This window comes from Bradyrhizobium sp. ORS 278, from assembly GCF_000026145.1.
Lineage (GTDB): Bacteria > Pseudomonadota > Alphaproteobacteria > Rhizobiales > Xanthobacteraceae > Bradyrhizobium.
This window is the reverse complement of the sequence record NC_009445.1, coordinates 2,844,259-2,864,823: the sequence shown is the minus strand read 5'-3', so window position 1 is coordinate 2,864,823 and position 20,565 is coordinate 2,844,259. Positions and strand designations below refer to the sequence as shown.

The window sequence follows — 20,565 nt, the reverse complement described above, 5'->3', positions numbered from 1 at the left end:
CAACCGTGCCCGCCACACGACGCCCTGTGGCTATGGATCCCCGCTTCCGCGGGGATGACGACCAATAGCTGGCTTCGCTCTTGCCCCCTGCCCCGCGCCGGTTCACGCTCCTCCCGCAACACCAAGCGCGTCACCCGCAACGCACGCGCGACATCCGGGGAGACCCACCATGCTCAACCGCCGAAGCCTGCTGCTGGCCTCGCTCGCCGCCGGAGTGACGATGACGACAGCCCGCGCAAACCCCTCACAACCGGCTACGCCGGTCGATTTCGACGTGCCGGCCGACGCCTGCGACTGCCACACCCATATCCATGGCGACCCGGAGAAGTTTCCTTTCGCCGCCACTCGCGTCTATACGCCCGAGCCAGCCTCGCCGGAAGAAATGGCCGCCCTGCACAAAGCGCTGCACATCAAGCGCGTGGTGATCGTGACGCCGAGCGTCTACGGCACCGACAATTCAGCGACCTTGTTCGGGATGAAGGCACGCGGCAACGACGCCCGCGGCGTCGCTGTGATCGATGACAAGACCTCCGAGGCGCAGCTCGATGCGATGAACGCCGACGGCTTTCGCGGCATCCGCCTCAATCTCGCAACCGGCGGCATCAACGATCCCAATGTCGGCCGCGCCCGCTTCCAGGCCGCCGTCGACCGCATGAAGGCGCGCGGCTGGCACGTTCAGCTCTACACCAACACGCCGATGATCGCGGCGATCAAGGACCTGGTGATGCAGTCGCAGGTCGCGGCCGTGTTCGATCATTTCGGCGGCGCGCAGGCCGAACTCGGCCTCGAGCAGCCCGGCTTCTCCGACCTCATCGACCTCGTCCGCAGCGGCAAGGCCTATGTGAAAATCTCCGGCGCCTACCGCGCCTCGACCAAGAGCCCCGACTACACCGACGTCATCCCGTTCGCGAAGGCTCTCATCGCCGCCAACCCCGACCGCATCGTCTGGGGCACCGACTGGCCGCACCCGGATTCGTCACCGCATCCTGAGCTGAAGGTGACGGATGTGAGGCCGTTCTATCAAATCGACGACGGCCGCCTGATGAACCAGCTCCCGGTGTGGGCGCCGGATGCCGCGATCCGCAAGAAGATCCTGGTCGACAACCCCGCGCGGCTGTACGGCTTCTGAGCCGAGACTGCAGCCTCAATCGCCGTCATTGCGAGGGGCGAAGCGACGAAGCAATCCAGTGTGGTGGGCGGGACTCTGGAACGCTACCGCCACCGTCCTTCGAGCCATGGCGGACAAGTCGCTTTGCTCGCAACGACGAAATGGGGCGCGAGCAGGTTACCACAAGCTCCGCTGTCATCGTCCGCGAAGGCGGACGATCCAGTACGCCGAGACAGTCGTGATCGACCCGCGGCGCCGCGGCGTACTGGATGCCCGCCTGCGCGGGCATGACACCTAATTTGTTTCGCGCATGCTTTGCCGTAGCCCGCATGAGCGCAGCGACATGCGGGTTCTCACGCGCTGTGCCGGAGATCCCAGGGTCGCTTCGCTCGCCCGGGCTACGCATCGCTACGTGTCGGGTCAGCCACCGCGCGATTCTCGCTGCGCACCACCGTGAACATGTCCCACACCGCGATGAACATCGCCGCGATCACCGGGCCGATGATGAAGCCGTTCAAGCCGAACACTTCGATCCCACCCAGGGTCGACAGCAGCACCACATAGTCCGGCATCTTGGTGTCCTGCCCGACCAGGATCGGACGCAAGAGATTGTCGACGAGACCGATCACCAGCGCGCCGTAGGCGATCAGGATCACGCCGTGCCAGATCGAGCCGGTGGCCAGCAGATACAGCGCAACCGGAAACCACACGATCCCCGCGCCGACCGCGGGCAGCAGCGACATGAACGCCATCACCACGGCCCACAGCAGCGGCGCGGTGATGCCGAGGAACCAGAAGATCAGGCCGCCCAGCGCGCCCTGCGCCAGAGCGACCGCCAGATTGCCCTTCATCGTCGCGCGGATCACGATGATGAATTTTGCAAGCAGCGCGTCGCGTTGCTCGTCGCGCAGCGGGATGGCGTCCGCGATCCGCCGCGACAACGTCTCCTCATCGCGCAGCAGGAAGAACAGCAGATAGAGCATCAGGAACAGGCTGACGAAGAACTCGAACGTGCCCTGCCCGATGTTCAGCGCCTGACCTGCGATCACCTGGCTGCCGCGCAACAGCAGCGCCGACAGCCGGTCCTTCAGTCCCGCCAGACTGCCGAGCCCGAACCGGTTCAGCAGATCGACGATCCAACTGGGCAGCGCATCCAGCATCTTCTGGAAGTACTGCGTGACATCCAACTGGCCGCCCTGCACCTGCCCGTACACACCGGCCGCCTGCTGCGCCAGCGCCGCCGCGATCAGCGAGAATGGAATGATGATGATCAGAACCACCAGCAGCACGACAAGGGCCGCCGCCAACCCGTCACGACCGCGCATCGACTGTGACACCCGGCGATGCAGCGGCGCGAACACGATCGCGCCGACCACGCCCCACAGCAGCGCGCCATAGAACGGCAGCAGGATCCAGCCGAGCGCGAGCGTGATCACGGCGAGCAGGAATAGCAGGACTCGGTCTTCGAAACTGCGCATCTCAACTTTCCAGTCTGGCCGCGTGTTGAACGGCGCCCGTTACAACGGGGCCACAAAGCGCGGCCGACTTAACCCGACACGGTCAACGCGGGAGGAGGACTTTCGACCCTGCGCATAAATGCTATTTTCGGCTGCGATCGCAATGACAAAGCCCGTTTCAAGAGCCCCCTTGAAAAATAAATAACTTCCGAAAATCAGCAAATCAGACCTATAACATCCCCGTTCCGGTCCGGATGAGGGACGTACGCGTCGTCACGACACGTTGGGCCGGCAATGCGGTGGACGTCGGGGCATCGGCGCGCGTGACGTGCGGACGAGCGATGCACTTGCGTACGTGAAGTCGCGTGGTCCTGGCCTCCCGGTGCTGAGGCCAAGGTGTGCGGAGGTCTGACGAGCTCCGCGGCCGACGGGGTCAACCAGCCGGTCCCCGAGGAGAGCGCGTATAAGCGTGAAGCCCGCCGCGCAGGGAATGCCGGAATGTCTCGGCTGACCTGTGGTGACTGCCGCCTGCTTTTCTTTCTGCAGGCGGGCCATGGGTGCGGCCAGCGCCCGGCATTCCCTGCGCCCTCATCATCGACGAGGGCCCGAACATCGCATGATCCGGACGCGCTCTGCGTCGCGGCGATGCTGCGGCTCGTCTGACACCTGGAACCGGACCTGCCTATGTCGCCCCCGTTGCCAACCGCGCGCCGAGTGGCAATAGTCCGCGCTTCCCGAGCCGGCCGCGCCGGCCCGTCGACCTGGAGGCATGATGATGACGACGAGACCGGCCGCAAAATCATCCGACAAGGATGTCTGGCGCGTCGGCGTGCTGTTCTCGCGCAGCGGCCTGATGCAGGTCACGGAGTCCGAGCACTTCTTCGGCACGGCGCTCGCGATCCAGGAGATCAACAAGGCGGGCGGCGTGCTCGGCCGCGAGATCGAGGTCATCGCCTATGATCCGGGCTCGCAGCCTGAAACCTTCCGCAAGCTCGCCGACCGCCTGCTCACCGAGGACGGCGCCTCCATCATTTTCGGCTGCTCGACGTCGGCGGAGCGCAAGGCGGTGCTGCCGGCGATCGAGCGCCGCAACGGCCTGCTGTGGTATCCCTCGCTCTACGAAGGTTTCGAATACTCCCCGAACGTGATCTACACCGGCCCGGCGCCGAACCAGAATGCGTTCCAGCTCGCCGAATACATCGTGCGCAAGCATGGACCGCGCGTCTATCTGATCGGCTCGGACTACATCTATCCGCGCGAATCCAACCGCATCATGCGCGACCTCGTCGAGTCCTATGCCGGCCGCGTCGTCGGCGAGCAATATGTGACGATGGAGGCGACCGACGCCGAGCTGACGCGCGGGCTTGCGGCCATCAAGGACGCCGTGCCAGACGTCGTGTTCTCGACCATCGTCGGCCGTACCGCGCAGCGGTTCTATCGGATGTACGCGGAGGCAGGCTTCGATCCGAAGCGGCTGCCGATCGCGAGCCTCACGATGGCCGAGGGCGAGGTGCGCGCCATCGGCGCCGAATATTGCGCGGGCCATCTCACGGCCGCGAGCTATTTCGGCACGCTTGCGCGGGACAGCAACGACCGCTTCAAGGCGGCGTTCGCGGCCACCTTCGGGGCCGACACGCCGGTCAGCATGTGGAGCGCCTCGGCCTATGCGCAGATCAAGCTGTTCGCGCGCGCGCTCGAACAGGCCGGCAGCCTCGATACGCAGAGACTGGTGGAAGCCGCGCTTGGCCTGAGCCTCGAAGCACCGGAGGGACCGATCCGAATCGATCCCGACAACAACCATGTCTGGACGACGCCGCGGATCGGCCGCGTCCGCGCCGACGGCCAGTTTGACATCGTCTGGGAGAGTAAGAGCCCGATCAAGCCGGATCCGTATCTGTCGGTGTCGCCGATCGGCGGCCGCTGGCTGAGCGAAGAGGCGCTGTCAGCATGAGGCCGGATGACCGCATGAAGCCCGGCGTGCGCCGCCTCATCGAGGAGCTGCGAGGCGCCCGCGTGCTGGTCATCCATCCGCGCGATGCCGAAGGCGACGCACTGATCGATCAGCTCAAGCGCATCGGCTGCAACGTGCGCGGCGTGTGGCCGCCGCCGGCCGCGATCCCGCACGACATCGACACGGTGTTCCAGCTGATCGAGACCTCGGAGGAGATGATCTTCCCGGAAGGCACCACCGAGCATCCGCTCACCTTCATCGCCATCGTCGACTACGAGAATCCGACCATCCTCAAGCGCCTGCTCGACAGCAACGCGCATGGCGTCGTCAACAAGCCGATCCGCTCGTTCGGCATCCTCTCTTCGCTCGTGCTGGCCCGCTCGCTGCGCGGCTACACGCGACGGCTCGAAGGCAAGGTGCAGAAGCTGGAGGAGACGTTGAAAGCGCGGCGCGACGTCGACAAGGCGGTGAAGATCCTGATGGGGTTGAAGCAGGTGGGCGAGGTCGAGGCCTATGAGCTGATCCGCGCCCAGGCGACGCAGAAGCGCGTGGCGATGGCCGACATCGCGATCTCGATCATCAACGCACAGGAGACATTGGGCGGATTGGGGGTGCTGGATGCGCCGGTTTCCCGCTGAGGGCCAATTGTTGCGCCCACGCGTTGGGCAGCGGCGGCCTCAAATTTTTGCAGGCGACGGCGTTGACTTCGTATCGCGCATTTGAGTTACTTGTGGTCGTTGCGGACATCGCATGTCCGCCAATGGCCGGTCGGCCATTTCACATCAGGCTATGCAGCCCTCGTATTGCGCCGCAAGGCGCAGTCGGGGGCTTTTTGTTTGGCGCGCGCGATCCTCGCGAACGCAACGGAGACTCGTGCCTTGACGACGGATGACGACAGCAAACTGCGGATCGCCTGCATCCAGATGCAGCCGATGGTCGGCGAGTTGGCCACCAACCTCGCCCACAGCCTCGATTTGATCCAACAGGCGGTGGCGCAAGGCGCCAAGCTCGTGGTGCTCCCCGAACTCGCCTCCTCCGGCTACGTGTTCAAATCCCGCGAGGAGGCCTTCGCCGCCTCGGAGACAATTCCCAACGGCCCCGCGATGACCGCATGGAGCGAGATCGCGGCCAAGCACGGCCTGCATCTCGTCGCCGGCATATGCGAGCGCGACGGGACCAAGCTCTACAACAGCGCGGTGCTGATCGGGCCGAAGGGCTACATCGGCACGTTCCGCAAGGTGCACCTGTGGAACGAGGAGAACCTGTATTTCGAGCCCGGCAATCTGGGCTTCCCCGTCTACCACACCGAGATCGGCCGCATCGGCATGGCGATCTGCTATGACGGGTGGTTCCCGGAGACCTATCGCCTCAACGCGCTGCAGGGCGCCGACATCGTCTGCGTGCCGACGAACTGGGTGCCGATCCCTGGCCAGGCGCCGGGACGCGAGGCCATGGCCAACATCCTGGCGATGGCGGCGGCGCATTCCAACTCCATCTTCATCGCCTGCGCCGACCGCGTCGGCGTCGAGCGCGGTCAGCCGTTCGAAGGCCAGAGCCTGATCGTCAGCTACACCGGCTGGCCGGTCGCCGGTCCTGCGAGCCGCGACAAGGAGGAGATCGTGATCGCCGATGTGGCGCTCGGCGAGGCCCGCCGCGCCCGCAACTGGAACGCCTTCAACCAGGTCCTGCGCGACCGTCGCTCCGACGTCTACGACGAGATGCTCGGCAGCGAGGTCAAGCGCGGTTGGTACTGACAACTTCGCCTTTCTGTTTTGACCATTCATGGAGGACCAACGATGACATCACGTTTGCTCACCACTTCACTCGCGCTCGCCTTCGCGGCGACCGCGCTCTCGTCCGCTTTCGCCGCCGATCCGATCAAGATCGGCGTTCCCGTCGGCCTGTCCGGCGCCAACTCCGTCGTCGCGCCGTCGGTGGTGCAATCCGCCGAGCTGGCGGTCGAGGAGATCAACGCCAAGGGCGGCGTGCTCGGCCGCAAGCTGGAGCTGGAAGTCGCTGACGACGCTTCTGGCGCTGCCGGCGCGCAGAAGGCGTTCGACGCGCTGATCTTCCAGAAGAAGGTCAACGTGCTGATCTCGATGGAGACCAGCGCGGCCCGCAATGCCGGCCTGCCGATCGTCGCGCGCGGCAAGACGCCCTACATCTACACCTCGTTCTACGAGGGTAAGTCGTGCAGCCCCTATCTCTACGTCAACGCCTGGGTGCCGGACCAGCAGGTGCCGCCGATCGTCGACTACTTCAACAAGGAGAAGAAGGCGAAGAACTACTTCCTGATCGGCTCCGATTATGCCTTCGGCCGCGGCATGCTCGCGTTTACGAAGATGTATATCGAGAAGACCGGCGGCAAAGTCGTCGGCGAGGAATATCTGCCGATGGACGGCTCCGACTGGACCTCGATCATCTCCAAGCTGAAGGCCTCTGGCGCCGATGCGCTGATCACCTCGACCGCGGGCGGCGCGCCGAACGTCACCCTCACCAAGCAGCTGCGCGCCGCCGGCGTGAACCTGCCCTACGGCAATCTCGCCGTGGACGAAGGCACAGCCAAGGGCATGGGCGCCGATGCTGCCGGCATCTATCTGTCTGCCTCCTACGTGACCGGCATCGACACGCCGGCCAACAAGACCTTCCTGGCCTCGATGGCGAAGAAGTTCGGCGCCGAGCTCAAGACCCCGAATGATCTCTCGGTTCCGCAGTACGAGGCCGTCTACGCCTACAAGGCCGCGGTCGAGAAGGCCGGCAGCACCGATCAGGACAAAGTACTGAAGGCGCTCGCCGAGGTCTCGGTCGATGGTCCCCGCGGCACCATCAAGATGGACAAGCAGCGCCACGCGCCGCTGACCATGTATCTCGGCCAGGTTCAGGCCGACGGCAGCGTCAAGGTGATCCAGAGCTTCAAGGACGTCGATCCCGGCGCGCAGTGCCCCGGCAAGTCGTGAAACAGCACGCCTGATCGCGTATGATCCCGCGGGGCGGACTACAGCCCGCCCCGCTTCTCTCAAGTGGAAGTGACCATGCTGACCGTCGCCCTCGATGCCGTCACGACGGCCGCCATGCTCTTCATCATCGCCGCCGGTCTCCTGATCGTGTTCGGCGTGATGAAGATTATCAACTTCGCCCATGCCGCCTTCCTCACCGTCGGCGCTTACTCGGCCCTCGTCGGCGCGCAGCTGGGCCTGCCCTGGTTCCTGGTTCTGCCGCTGGCCTTCATCGCCGGCGCGATCTGTGGCGGGGCTACTGAAATTGTTATTGTCCGCCGTCTCTATCAGCGCCCGCTCGATGCGATCCTCGCTACCTGGGGCCTCGGCATCGTGCTGGGACAGCTCATCACCTTGATGTTCGGCCGCGAGGTGCAGTTCGTGCAGGCGCCGATCTCGGGCACGGTGCATCTGTTCGGCGCCGATTACTCGGCCTACCGGCTGGTGATGATCGTAGCCGCCGCTATCGTCGGCCTGCTCTTCACCGGCCTGCTCAATGGCACGCGACTGGGTCTCTCGACAAAGGCCGTGATCATGAACGAGATGCTGGCGCAGGGACTCGGGGTCGATTCATCGCGCGTCCGGTTGATCACCTTCGCGCTCGGCAGCGGACTCGCCGCGCTGTCCGGCGCGCTGATCACGCCGCTATCGAGCGTCGATCCGAACATGGGCGTGCCCTGGCTGATCGGCGCCTTCATGCTGGTGATGGTCTCGGGCGGCTCGCTGCTGGCGCTGGCCGGCTCCTGCGCCGTGCTGGGAACGCTGCAGGTGCTGGTCTCGACCTTCGTCAATCCGATCCTGGGTGGCCTGACCATTGCGATCTGCGCCGCGATCGTGTTGCGGATCCGGCCGGAGGGCTTTGCCCGTGCCTGATGCGCGCCCCCTCGCCTCTCCTGCAACATCATCCACGAGCCGGGCGCTGCCGCGCGTGATCGTTCCCGCGTTGCTGGTGGCGCTCGCCGCCGCTGTGATCCTCGTCGCGCCGCTGCTGCTCGACACCTATCTCGTGAACATCCTGGTGCGCGCCTGCTTCGTGGCGATCGCGGCGATCACCGTCGACATCATGTGGGGCTATTGCGGCACGCTGACGTTCGGGCAATCCGCGTTCTTCGGCATCGGCGCCTATGCGCTCGCGATCATGTTCACCGAATACGGCTTCGGCACGTGGCAGATTTTTGCTGCGATCGGCGCCGCGGTCGCGGTTGCAGCGGCCGTTGCCGCCTTCACCGGCTGGCTGTCGTTCTATCCCGGCTCGACGCCGCTGTACGCGTCGGTGATCTCGCTGGTCGTGCCGATCGTGCTGGTGCAGATCCTCTACTCCGGCGGCACGTTCACAGGATCGTCGAGTGGCCTCGTCGGCTTCGAGAGTTTCGACCTGGAGATCGAGACCTGGCTGCGCCTTGCCGGTCTCGGACTGCTCGCAACCGCGGTGCTTGCGCTCGTCGTGATGCGCAGCGACACCGGCCGGCTGCTGTCAGCGCTGCGCGACAATGACGCGCGCTGCACCTATCTCGGCATCGACACCTCCCGCCTGCGGATCGTCGTCCTGGTGCTCTGCGCGATCGTCTCCGCCTTGGCCGGCTTCTTCTATGCCGGCTTCGGCGCGGTCGCGGCTCCCGAGAATGCCAGCTTCACCTTCGGCACCAACCTCGTGATCATGGTCGCGCTCGGCGGCCGCGGCACCGTGATCGGCCCAGTGATTGGCGCGCTGTGCATCGAGGTCGCCAGCGCCTATCTCGCCAACAGCCTTCCCTACGTCTGGGAGCTGATCGTCGGCGTGGCGCTGATCGCTGTGATCCTCGTTTTTCCGGATGGCCTGCTCGGCGCAGTGATGCGCCTGGTCAAGCGCGGGCGTTCGGCAGGCGCTCAGACGCGTCTGCAGCCGGCTGTCACCGCCACCGCCGTCAGCAATCCTGATGCCGTCGCGATCGAAGTACGCGCACTCGGCAAGCGCTACGGCAGTCTCGCCGTCTTGGACGGCGTGCAGTTCACGGCCTACCGCGGCGAATTGCTGAGCTTGGTCGGTCCCAACGGTGCCGGTAAAACCACCCTGATCCGTTGCCTGTCCGACGGACGCGAGCGCTCGACCGGCGACGTCTCGATCGCCGGCCATGACATCGCCCGGCTGCCGCCGGATCGCGTCGTGCGTTTCGGTCTGGGCCGCAAGTTCCAGACGGCGTCTGTCTTTGAGACGCTGACCGTCGCGGAATGCCTGCGCGTCGCGCGGACGCATGCCGATCCGCCCGCGCTCACATCACGTTCGGACACCTTGGCTCTTCCGCCAGCGGCGATGTCCGTCGTTGAACGCTCCGGCCTCGGCGAACGGCTCGACGAGGAGGCGCGCAATCTCAGCCATGGGCTGAAGCAGGCGCTTGAGCTGGCGATGGTGCTGTCGCTCGAGCCGGACGTGCTGCTGCTCGACGAGCCCACCGCCGGCCTGACGCGCGCCGAGCGGCAGGGATTTGCCGACATCCTGACCACCCTCGCCCGGCGCGACCGCCTCTGCATTCTGCTCGTCGAGCACGATCTCGATTTCGTTCGCGAGATCTCCTCGCGCATCATCGTGCTGCATCAGGGCCGGCTCGCGCTCGACGGCTCGGTCGACGAGGTCGTCAACAGCGAGCTGGTGCGCGAGATCTATACCGGACAGCACGTGACGCATGCGGAGGTGCCGGCATGAGCACCATGCTGGAAGTCAACGAGCTCGCCAGCGGCTATGGTTCCTCTGAGGTCATCAGCAATGTCGGCTTTGCGCTGGCGAAGGCCGAGACGCTGGCCATCGTCGGCAAGAACGGCATGGGCAAGACCTCGCTGCTCAAGGCCATTCTCGGCTTCCTGCCGGCCTGGCGCGGCAGCGTCAGGCTCGCGGGCAAGGACGTGACGCGGGTGGCGCCGCATCTGAAGCGCAAGATGGGTCTGGTCTATGTGCCGCAGGAGCATGCCCTGTTCCAGGACCTGTCCGTCCGCGACAATCTCCGGCTCGGGCTGCTGTCGGACAAGGACATCGATGCGCTGTTCGAGCAGGTCGGCGGCTGGTTTCCAGTGCTGACCAAACGGCTCAGCCAGCGCGCGGGCACACTGTCGGGCGGCGAGCAGAAGATGCTGATCGTCGCCCGCGCGCTGATGGCCAAGCCCGACGTGCTGCTGCTCGACGAGGTCACCGAAGGTCTGCAGCCGTCCGTCGTCGATCGTCTGTCCGAGGTGCTGGTGCGGGTCCGCCACGAGATCGGCACCTCCATGATCGTGGTCGAGCAGCATCTGCCGTTCGCGTTGTCGATCAGCGATCGCTACCTCGTGTTCAAGCGTGGCGAGATCGTGGATGCTGCCGCCATCGATGCGGATTCAGCGGCGCGGATCGACGAGCACATGCGCATCTAGCGGACCCTTCGGCGGGAGAACAGCGAGATCAGGACCGGCAGCGTGATCAGGATGACAGCAGGCGCCAGCATCATGCCGGTGACCACGACGATCGCGAGCGGCTTCTGCACCTGCGAGCCGATGCCGGTCGACACCGCGGCCGGCATCAGGCCGATGCCGGCGACGACGCAGGTCATCAGCACCGGACGCAACTGTAATTCGCCGGTGCGAATGACGGCCTCGATGCGGTCGACACCCTCGTCGATCAGCTGGTTGAACTGCGACAGGATGATGATGCCGTCCATCACGGCGATGCCGAACAAGGCGATGAAGCCGATCGCCGCCGACACGCTGAAGGGAATGCCGGTCAGCACGAGGCCAACGACGCCGCCGAAGATCGCCATCGGGATCACGCTCATCGCGAGCAAGGTGTCGGCCATCGAGCCGAAATTGAACCACAAGAGCACGCCGATCAAAGCGAGGCTGATCGGCACCACGATCGACAGCCGCTTGATCGCGTCCTGCAGATTGCCAAACTCACCGACCCACTCCAGATGCGATCCGGGCGGCAGCTGCACCTGATCGGCGACCTTCTGCTGCGCCTCCTGAATGGCGCTGCCGAGGTCGCGCTCGCGCACCGAGAACTTGATCGGGAGATAGCGCTCCTGTTGCTCGCGATAGATATAGGCCGCGCCCGACACCAGCTTGATGGTCGCGACCTCGCTCAGCGGAATCTGCGTGATGCCGTTCGGCCCCTGCGCGCCGATGCGCAGATTTTCGATCGCCTCGGCGCTCTTGCGATACTCCGGCGCGAGGCGGACGATGATCGGAAAATGCCGGTCGCTTCCGGGCTCATAGAGGTCTCCGGCGGTATCGCCGCCGATCGCGACCTTGATGGTCGCGTTGATGTCGCCGGGCGCCAGCCCATAGCGCGCGGCCTTGGCGCGGTCGATGTCGATTTGCACCGTCGGCTGGCCGAGCGAGGTGAACACCGCGAGGTCGGTGACTCCCTGAACCGTCGACAGCACCTGCTTGATCTTGTTGGCCGTGTCGGTGAGCGCCTGCAGGTCGTTGCCATAGAGCTTGATCGAGTTCTCGCCCTTCACGCCGGACACGGCTTCGGAGACGTTGTCCTGCAGATATTGCGAGAAGTTGAACTCGACGCCCGGGAAGCGGTCGTCGAGCTGCTTCAACAGCTCGGCCGTGAGCTGATCCTTGTCCTTGGTGCCCGGCCAGTCCTTGACCGGCTTCAGCGGCGCGAAGAACTCGGCATTGAAGAATCCCGCCGCGTCGGTGCCGTCGTCGGGACGGCCATGCTGCGAGACCACCGCCTCGACCTCGGGACGCGCCCGGATCATCTTGCGCATCTCGTTGACGTAGGAATTGCCCTCCTGCAGCGAGATCGTCGGCGGCAGGGTGGCGCGGATCCAGAGATTTCCCTCTTCCAGCTTGGGCAGGAACTCGAGGCCGAGCAGCCGGCCGACCACCACGGTGAGCAGCACCAGGCCGACCGCGCCGGCCATCACCAGGTTGCGGTTGCCCACCGCCCAGCGCAGCACCGGGGCGTAGATCGCGTGCAGGATCCGCATCAGCCGCGTCTCGGTCTCCTCGACATGCGCCGGCAGGATGATCGCGCTGAGCGCCGGCGTCACCGTGAAGGTCGCAAGCAGGCCGCCGGCGAGCGCATAGGCATAGGTGCGCGCCATCGGCCCGAAGATGTTGCCCTCGACGCCGCTCAAGGTGAACAGCGGCAGGAAGGCGGCGATGATGATGGCGGCGGCGAAGAAGATCGAGCGCGACACGTCGGCGGCGGCCGACAGGATCGCGTGGCTCTTCATCCCCATCATCGTCTCGGGCGAGATGTGGCTCGACTCGGCCGCGGACAACGGCGTGGTCTGGGTCAGGCGGCGGAAGATCGCCTCCACCATGATGACGGTGGCGTCGACGATCAGGCCGAAATCGATCGCACCGACCGACAGCAGGTTGGCGGACTCGCCGCGCAGCACCAGGATGATGACGGCGAAGAACAGCGCGAACGGAATGGTGGCGCCGACGATCAGCGCGCTTCTGAGATCGCCGAGGAAGATCCACTGCAGCAGCACGATGAGGCCGATGCCGACGACCATGTTTTCGAGCACGGTATGCGTGGTGGTCTCGATCAGGTCCTTGCGGTCGTAGATGCGCTCGATGCGCACGCCGGGCGGCAGGATCGTCGAATTGTTGATCTGGTCGACAAGCTGCTCGACGCGCGCGATCGTCGGCGAGCTCTGCTCGCCGCGCCGCATCAGCACGATCCCCTGGACGATGTCGTCGTTGTTGTTGAGGCCGGCGATGCCGAGCCGCGGCTTCTCCGCGATCGTGACATTGGCGACGTCCTTCACCAGCACCGGATTGCCGCCGCTCTGCGACACCATGGTGTTGGCGAGATCCTCCATCGACCGGATCAGGCCGACGCCGCGCACGACAGCCGACTGCGTGCCGATCTCGACCGTATTGCCGCCGACATTGATGTTGGAGTTGCCGACCGCCTGCAACAGCTGCGGCAGGGTCAGGCCGTTGGCGACCAGCTTGTTGAAATCGACCTGGATCTCATAGGTCTTGGTCTTGCCACCCCAGCCGGTGACGTCGATCACGCCCGGCACGGAGCGGAAGCGCCGCTGCAGCACCCAGTCCTGCAAGGTCTTGAGGTCGAGCACGCTGTAACCGGGCGGACCGCGCAGCCGGTAGCGATAGATCTCGCCGACCGCGCTCAAGGGTGAGATCTGCGGCGTGACGTTGCCCGGCAGCGGCGACAGCTGCGACAGCCGGTTCAGCACCTGCTGCAGGGCTTCATCATAGGTGTAGTCGAAGGAGAACTGCAGCTTGACGTCGGACAGGCCGTACAGCGAGATCGTCCGGATCGTGCGCAGGTTCTTGATGCCGGCGACCTGGGTCTCGATCGGGATGGTGATGTAGCGTTCGATCTCCTCGGCCGAGAGACCATTGCTCTGCGTCACGATGTCGACCATCGGCGGGGTCGGATCGGGATAGGCTTCGATGTTGAGCTGGCGGAACGCGATCAGGCCGCCGATCAGGACGGCGACGAACATTCCAACCATCAGGAAGCGCCGCTGGACGGCGATGGCGACGAGACGATCCATTCAGGTCGGAGCTTTCAGCACGGCAGGCAGGAGGACCACGTTCAGCTACCGGAGGCAGCCCGATCGATGAACAGGCTGCCCTTGGTCACGATCTGCTCGCCCGCGCTCAGATTGCCCTCGACCGCGACCTGGTCGCCATTGATGAGACCCGTCTTGATCTTGCGCAGCTCGATCGACTTGTCGGGACGTGCGACCCAGACGCGGACCTCGTTACCTTCGTAGATCAAAGCCTGCCGCGGCACGGCGACGGCGGGCTGCTCGCCCGGCGAATAGATCGTGACATTGGCGAACATCTCGGGCTTCAGCACGCCGTCCTTGTTGTCGATGGTGGCGCGGACCAGGAGGCGCCGGGTGGCCGGATCGATCGAGGCCGCCACGTAGTTGATGCTGGCCTTCAGCGGACGGCCCGGCAGCGCCAGCACATTGACGAGGATCTCCTCGCCGATATTGACCAGGGCGGCGTCGCTCTCGCGGACGAAGGCCGTCAGCCACACGGTGGAGAGATCGCCGATCACGAACACCGGGTCGCTTGCGCCGGAGTTCACGTACTGCCCCGGTCCGACCTTGCGCTGCACGACCGTGCCGCCGATGGGCGCGTAGATCGTGATCTCGCGGTCGATCACGCCCTTGTTCTGGAAATCGGCGATGGCGGCATCGGTGAAGCCGAGAATGCGCAGCTTGTTGCGCGCGGCTTCCAGCGCAGTCTGTGACGACCGCATGTCATTCTGAGCCTGAACGGAGGTCGCCTCCGCCTGCTGGAAATCCTTCAGCGGGATGGCGCGGCCTTCGAACAGATCCTTGGCCCGCTTGTATTGGATGTCGGCGAGGTCGAGCGCGGACTTCGCCTTGTTCATGGAGGTGATGGCCGCGATGAAATCGTTCTGCGCCTGCACGGTGTCGGCCGCCTCGATCACGAACAGCGGCTGGCCCTGGCGGACGGTCTCGCCCGGGCGCGCCAGCAGCTTGGTGACCCGGCCGGCATAGGGCGAGAACACGGGGGTCGAGCGGTCCTCGTCGACGGCAACCTTGCCCTCGGTAATGTGCTCGGCGCGGAATATCTTTTCACACACCGGCTCGATCGTCAGTGTCGCCCATTCCGCGGCCGATGGCGTAAAGGTGGTGCCGTTGCGCTTGGACTGGCTGGACAACTCGATGTTGTCCTTGGCCGGCGCCGATCCGAATTGCCGATAGCCGTAAGCCCCCGCTCCGGCGAGCGCCAGGACGGCAAAGCCGATCAGCAGCCGCTTGGTGCTGATCAACTGCGGGACAGGTTTCGTGTCAGACGCCATGGCTCGTGTGATCCGTCGACGATTCCGGCATTGGCAGGCTCATCGTTGCGCTAATAGTGCGGAACTGGAGCTTTAAACAACCTAAAAATCGCCCAACTCCCTGCTGTCTTGCTTTAAAAATTTGAAAGTTCAACGACAGCCGTTCAGGCTGCATTCAGTTCGTTTTTGGCAATCGCGATTTTTCTTCGCGATGCACCACGATGTCAGTTTCGTGTAAGGATCGCGGACACGATGTTGCGCGGACACGATGTTGCGGTCTCCCAAGCCAACCTTTGCGGGTATCGGCCTACTCCGCGGCCTCGCCGTACTCCCCGTCTGGCCCGCCGGTCTGGAGCATTCCCGGTCGTTGCAAGATAGGTTTGACGATCGTCTTGATCGCAGGGATTGCGACATGACGTCAGCGAGCCGCCTCGCGACGCCGACGCGTCCGAGTTTTGCTGACTGCTTCGCCCTCGCATGAGGAGGGCGCAGGGAAGGCCAGGCGCCGACTGGCGCCTGCGGCCCGCCTGCGAAAAAGAATGCAGGCGGCAGGTACCACAGGTGCAGCCGAGATCACCCGGCCTTCCCTGCGCGACGGTTTTCACGCTTATCGCGCGCTCTCCCCGGTGTCCGGCTTGATAGCCACCGTCGTCGGCGGGATCATCATCACCCGCGAACTTGACGCCAGCATCGGGGCGCCAGGACCACACGCCTTCGCGTCCGCGTCACGCCGTTCGTCCACGCAGCCAAAGCTACGTTGCGACATGACCGCGGCCATCGCCCCGCCCCGCGTGTCGTGACGATCGCGCGCTACGCCCCTTCTCGATGGAGCGGGATGCAGGGAATAGAGCACGATTTCGGAAAAAATGAAAGTGGAATTTTGGGAGTGACGGGGAGATCTCTTGATTTGTGGCTAAGCTTTCGGCCCGAGGCGAGAGCCGAGAGCATCGCGCCGCGGCCGGTGGGCACGTCACGACGCGCGATGCGCGCCGTGCCTTTGCCCACCCTACGAATTCTCATGATGAACCGTAGGGTGGGCAAAGGCGTCTCGGGCGATGCGAAGCATCGTCCGAGACGACGTGCCCACCGCCTTCATTCGCCGAACGAGCCGGACATCTTCTTCACATCTCCTCCCCAATCCGCAGCGAGCCACCCGCGTTCGACGTAGCGGTGGAAGCTGCTGTGCGGCCAGTCCGAGACGCGCGAGACGAGCCCGTGCTTGACGGGATTGAAATGGATATAGTCGATATGACGTTCGAGATCCGCCTGATTACGGATGGCATGCTCCCAATAGCGGCGTTGCCAGATACCCTTCTCGCGTTTTGCGGACACACTGGACGATTGCGTGTGAGGCTTCAGGCCACGCGAGAAGCCGCTCTTGATCATGCTCCAGCGGATTGGGTAGTTGCCGTCGTTCTCCGGCAACGCCCAGATGACGTGGAGGTGATCCGGCAAGATGCAGATCGCGATCGTTTCGAACGGGTGGCGCTCGCGCGTATCGCGATAGCAGGAGCGGAAACGGTCGATCTGATCGACGAGCAGACGGCTCGAACGGTTTTCGAGGACGACCGTAAAGAAGAACAAGCCGCCTTTGATGGATGCTCGGCGATAGTTCGGCATGATCAACTCCATCGCGCGCGCGGCCGGTGGGCACGTCACGGCGCTTGGCGCGCCGTGCCTTTGCCCACCCTACGCTGCTCATGATGAGCCGTAGGGTGTGGATGCGCAGCATCGTCCGAAGTGCCGTGACCACCGTTTCACCACAAGAACAGACCTCAATGAAAATCCCGCGATCGCGGCAGGATGCGAACGTTGCGGGGGTGGCTGACGCGCTGGGAGGGGTTGTCGGTGTGGTCTCTTCGATCGTCGTTGAGCGGCTCCGCGGGTGTGGCGCCATGCGGGATGGCGTCGAGGCGGTCGTCTGAGAGCAGAGTGAGATCGGCGGTGCGGTCGACCAGGCGCTCGGCGACGAGATGCACGACCTTCTCCGGGCTGCTCTGGATGCGGCCTTCGACCAGCACGAGACGCGCGCCCATCACCTCCTTGCGGAAGGTCTCCATCACCTTCGGCCACACCACGATGTTGGCAATGCCGGTCTCGTCCTCCAGGGTCATGAACACGACGCCCTTGGCGCTGCCGGGACGCTGCCGTACCAGCACGACGCCGGCGCAGCGAATGCGGCGGCGGTCATTGGTGTCGTTGACGTCGCGGCAGGCCAGCACGCCCTCGGCGGCGAAGCGCCGGCGCAGGAACTCCATGGGATGGCCCTTCAGCGACAAACGGATGGTCTGATAGTCCGCGACGACGTGCTCCGGCAGCGGCATCTCCGGCAGCGGCTGCGCGCCCTCGTCCGGCTGCTCGCGGGCGATCGCGGCCTCGAACAGCGGCAGCGGCACGTCGTCGGGCAGCCGTCGCACGGCCCAGAGTGCCGCGCGACGGTCGAGCCCGAGCGAGCGGAACGCATCGGCATCGGCCAGCAGCAGCAGCGCGCGCTTCGGGAGAGCAGTGTCGCGTGCGAAGTCTTCCAGCGAGGTGAACGGACGGCGTTGGCGGGCTCGGATAATGCGGTCGGCCCAGTCGTCCTCGCGGTCGTCGTTGTGGAGTGGAATTTGTCTGTCGTTGTCATTCCGGGGCGCCCGAAGGGCGAACCCGGAATCTCGAGATTCCGGGTTCGCGCTGCGCGCGCCCCGGAATGACACCGGGGAGATGGCTGGCAAGGAACGTGTCGAAACAGACAATGCTTCTTTGCGCACCGCCTCCGACAATTTCCTGATCCGCTCCTCGTCGCGGTCGATCCAGCGGAAGCCGTCGATCTGGCGGAAGCCGAGGCGGACGGCGCAATATTCGCCATCCGTTTTCTCCAGCGTGTTGTCGGCGAAACTGTGGGAGACATCGATGTCGCGGATCTCGACGCCGTTCTTGCGGGCGTCGCCGACGATCTGCGCCGGCGCGTAGAAGCCCATCGGCTGCGAGTTCAACAGCGCGCAACAGAACGCATCGGGATGAAAGTATTTCAGCCAGGACGAGACGTAGACCAGTTGCGCGAAGCTCGCCGCGTGGCTCTCCGGGAAGCCGTAGGAGCCAAAACCCTTGATCTGGTCGAAGCAGCTCTTGGCGAAGGCCGGATCGTAGCCGCGCGCGATCATGTTCGAGACCATCTTCTCCTCATAGGAGCCGATGGTGCCGACATTGCGGAACGTCGCCATCGCACGTCGCAGGCCGTTGGCCTCCTCGGGCGAGAATTTTGCGGCCTCGATCGCGATCCGCATTGCCTGCTCCTGGAACAGCGGCACGCCGAGCGTCTTGTGCAGCACCTTGTAGAGCTCGTCGGACGGGCCGTGATCCGGCGACGGTGAGGGATAGGTCACCTTCTCCAGCTTGTTGCGACGGCGCAAGTAGGGATGCACCATGTCGCCCTGGATCGGCCCGGGCCGGACGATCGCGACCTCGATGACGAGATCGTAGAAGGTGCGCGGCTTGAGCCGCGGCAGCATGTTCATCTGCGCGCGACTCTCGACCTGGAACACGCCGAGCGACTCGCCCCTCTGCAGCATCTGGTAGACTTCGTTGTCGTCCTCCGACTTGATGTCGGAGAGCACATAGCGCCGGCCCTTGTGATCGGCGATCAGGTCGAAACTCTTGCGGATGCAGGTCAGCATGCCCAGCGCGAGCACGTCGACCTTCATCATGCTGAGCGCATCGACATCGTCCTTGTCCCATTCGATGAAGGTGCGGTCGTCCATCGCGGCATTGCCGATCGGCACGTAGCTGTCGAGCCGGTCCTGCGTCAGCACGTAGCCGCCGACATGCTGCGACAGGTGGCGCGGAAAGGTGATCAGCTCCGAGGCGAGTTCGACGGCGCGGCGGATCATCGGATTATGGGGATCGAGCCCGGCTTGGCGCACCTGCATGTCGGAGAGGCCGTCGCCCCAGCTGCCCCACACGGTATCGGCCAGCACGGACGTGACGTCCTCGGTCAGACCGAGCGCCTTGCCGACGTCGCGAATGGCGCTGCGCGGGCGATAATGAATGACGGTGGCGATGATGGCGGCGCGGTGGCGGCCGTAGCGGTGGTAGACATATTGCATCACCTCCTCGCGCCGCGAATGCTCGAAATCGACGTCGATATCCGGCGGCTCCAGCCGCTCCTTGGAAATGAAGCGCTCGAACAGCAGGTCGATCTTGGTCGGATCGACCGAGGTGATGCCGAGCACGTAGCACACGGCCGAATTCGCCGCGGAGCCGCGGCCCTGGCACAGGATGCCCTCACTGCGCGCGTAACGCACGATGTCGTGGACGGTGAGGAAGTAATGCGCGTAGTTGAGCTCGGCGATCAGCGCCAGCTCCTTGTTGAGGACCGCGCGCAGCCTGTCATCGAGCTTGTCGCCGAAATAGGTTTTCGCGCCGGCCCAGGTCAGGTCCTCCAGATGGCCCTGCGCGGTCTTGCCAGGAGGCACCGGCTCGTCCGGATATTGGTATTTGAGCTGGTCGAGCGAGAACACGATGCGGTCGGTGAAGCGCAGGGTTTCGGCGATCGCCTCGGGATGATCGCGGAACAGCCGCGCCATCTCGTGTCCCGGCTTGAGATGGCGCTCGGCATTGGCCTGGAGACGGCGGCCGATGCTCTCGATCGAGGCCTTCTCGCGGATGCAGGTCAGCACGTCCTGCAGCATGCGCTGCTGCGGATGGTGATACAGCACGTCGTTGGTGGCGATCAGCGGCACCTTGGCTGACGCCGCAAGACGCGCCAGCCGGGCCAGACGGCGGCGGTCGTCGCCGCGGTACAGCAGGCTGCCGGCGAGCCACACGCCTTCGGCCGGGCTGTCCTTCAGCCGCGCCAGGATGGCGCCGAGCGCGTCCTCGTCGAAGCGATGCGGCGGCATCAGGACCAGGAGCTGGCCTGCGATGAAGTCGAACAGGTCCTCGAATGCCAGGCGACAGTCGCCCTTCGCGACCTTGTCGAGATCGCTGCCGCGCTTGCCGCGGGTGAGCAGCTGGCACAGCCGGCCATAGGCCGCACGGTCGCGCGGATAGACCAGGATGTCCGGCGTGCCGCAGGTGAACACCAGCCGCGCGCCGTAGAGCAGCTTCGGTCTGTAGCCCAACTGGTCGTTACTCAGCTCGCTATAGGCGCGCACGATGCCGGCCAGCGTGTTGTGGTCGGCGATGCCGATGGCGGTGAGGCCATATTCGGCGGCCTGATGCACATAAGCTTGCGGATGCGAGCCTCCGTGCAGGAAGGAGAAATTGGTGGTGACGCCGATCTCGGCATAGGGGATGGGAGTCAT

General features: G+C 64.9%; 13 protein-coding genes. 8 read left to right on the top strand and 5 right to left on the bottom strand.

All coding sequences use genetic code 11. From position 1 onward, the window contains the following. Positions 1-169: 169 nt before the first annotated feature. Complete coding sequence (locus BRADO_RS12485; protein ID WP_011925686.1) at positions 170-1,129, top strand: amidohydrolase family protein; 960 nt, start codon at positions 170-172, stop codon at positions 1,127-1,129. A 377-nt stretch (positions 1,130-1,506) separates the two neighbouring features. Here BRADO_RS12485 and BRADO_RS12480 read toward each other — a convergent pair whose 3' ends face one another. Next, entirely contained in the window at positions 1,507-2,586 is a 1,080-nt protein-coding gene (locus BRADO_RS12480) for an AI-2E family transporter (protein ID WP_011925685.1), read from the bottom strand. A gap of 754 nt (positions 2,587-3,340) precedes the next feature. On the opposite strand from BRADO_RS12480, the gene BRADO_RS12475 reads away from it, so the two are divergent. The 7 genes from BRADO_RS12475 (at position 3,341) to BRADO_RS12445 (ending at position 10,890) form a co-directional block, all read left to right on the top strand. Further along, complete coding sequence (locus BRADO_RS12475) at positions 3,341-4,516, top strand: transporter substrate-binding domain-containing protein (protein ID WP_011925684.1); 1,176 nt, start codon at positions 3,341-3,343, stop codon at positions 4,514-4,516. A 14-nt stretch (positions 4,517-4,530) separates the two neighbouring features. Beyond that, entirely contained in the window at positions 4,531-5,154 is a 624-nt protein-coding gene (locus BRADO_RS12470) for an ANTAR domain-containing response regulator (protein WP_011925683.1), read from the top strand. Between the two features lie 240 nt (positions 5,155-5,394). Continuing rightward, a complete protein-coding gene (locus tag BRADO_RS12465; protein WP_256374615.1) occupies positions 5,395-6,270 on the top strand; it encodes a nitrilase family protein in 876 nt (291 codons plus the stop codon). A gap of 42 nt (positions 6,271-6,312) precedes the next feature. After that, positions 6,313-7,473: a substrate-binding protein gene (locus BRADO_RS12460; protein ID WP_011925681.1), complete on the top strand. Its 1,161-nt coding sequence runs from the start codon at positions 6,313-6,315 to the stop codon at positions 7,471-7,473. A 75-nt stretch (positions 7,474-7,548) separates the two neighbouring features. Next, complete coding sequence (locus BRADO_RS12455; RefSeq protein WP_041756432.1) at positions 7,549-8,385, top strand: branched-chain amino acid ABC transporter permease; 837 nt, start codon at positions 7,549-7,551, stop codon at positions 8,383-8,385. Continuing rightward, positions 8,378-10,192 (top strand): ATP-binding cassette domain-containing protein, encoded by a 1,815-nt coding sequence (locus tag BRADO_RS12450; protein WP_157872555.1) that lies wholly within the window; start codon positions 8,378-8,380, stop codon positions 10,190-10,192. The genes BRADO_RS12455 and BRADO_RS12450 overlap by 8 nt, the downstream gene beginning before the upstream one ends. Then, entirely contained in the window at positions 10,189-10,890 is a 702-nt protein-coding gene (locus BRADO_RS12445) for an ABC transporter ATP-binding protein (RefSeq protein WP_041756430.1), read from the top strand. The genes BRADO_RS12450 and BRADO_RS12445 overlap by 4 nt, the downstream gene beginning before the upstream one ends. On the opposite strand, the gene BRADO_RS12440 is transcribed toward BRADO_RS12445, so the two are convergent. The 4 genes from BRADO_RS12440 to BRADO_RS12425 form a co-directional block, all read right to left on the bottom strand. Next, a complete protein-coding gene (locus BRADO_RS12440; protein WP_011925677.1) occupies positions 10,887-14,009 on the bottom strand; it encodes an efflux RND transporter permease subunit in 3,123 nt (1,040 codons plus the stop codon). The two genes, BRADO_RS12445 and BRADO_RS12440, sit on opposite strands and share 4 nt — an antisense overlap. 41 nt (positions 14,010-14,050) lie before the next feature. Continuing rightward, entirely contained in the window at positions 14,051-15,298 is a 1,248-nt protein-coding gene (locus BRADO_RS12435) for an efflux RND transporter periplasmic adaptor subunit (RefSeq protein WP_011925676.1), read from the bottom strand. Between the two features lie 1,071 nt (positions 15,299-16,369). Continuing rightward, on the bottom strand, positions 16,370-16,897 hold the full coding sequence (locus BRADO_RS12430; RefSeq protein ID WP_173363499.1) for a transposase: 528 nt from the start codon (positions 16,895-16,897) through the stop codon (positions 16,370-16,372). A gap of 155 nt (positions 16,898-17,052) precedes the next feature. After that, positions 17,053-20,565, bottom strand: coding sequence for an error-prone DNA polymerase (locus BRADO_RS12425; RefSeq protein WP_011925673.1), 3,513 nt, complete (start codon positions 20,563-20,565; stop codon positions 17,053-17,055).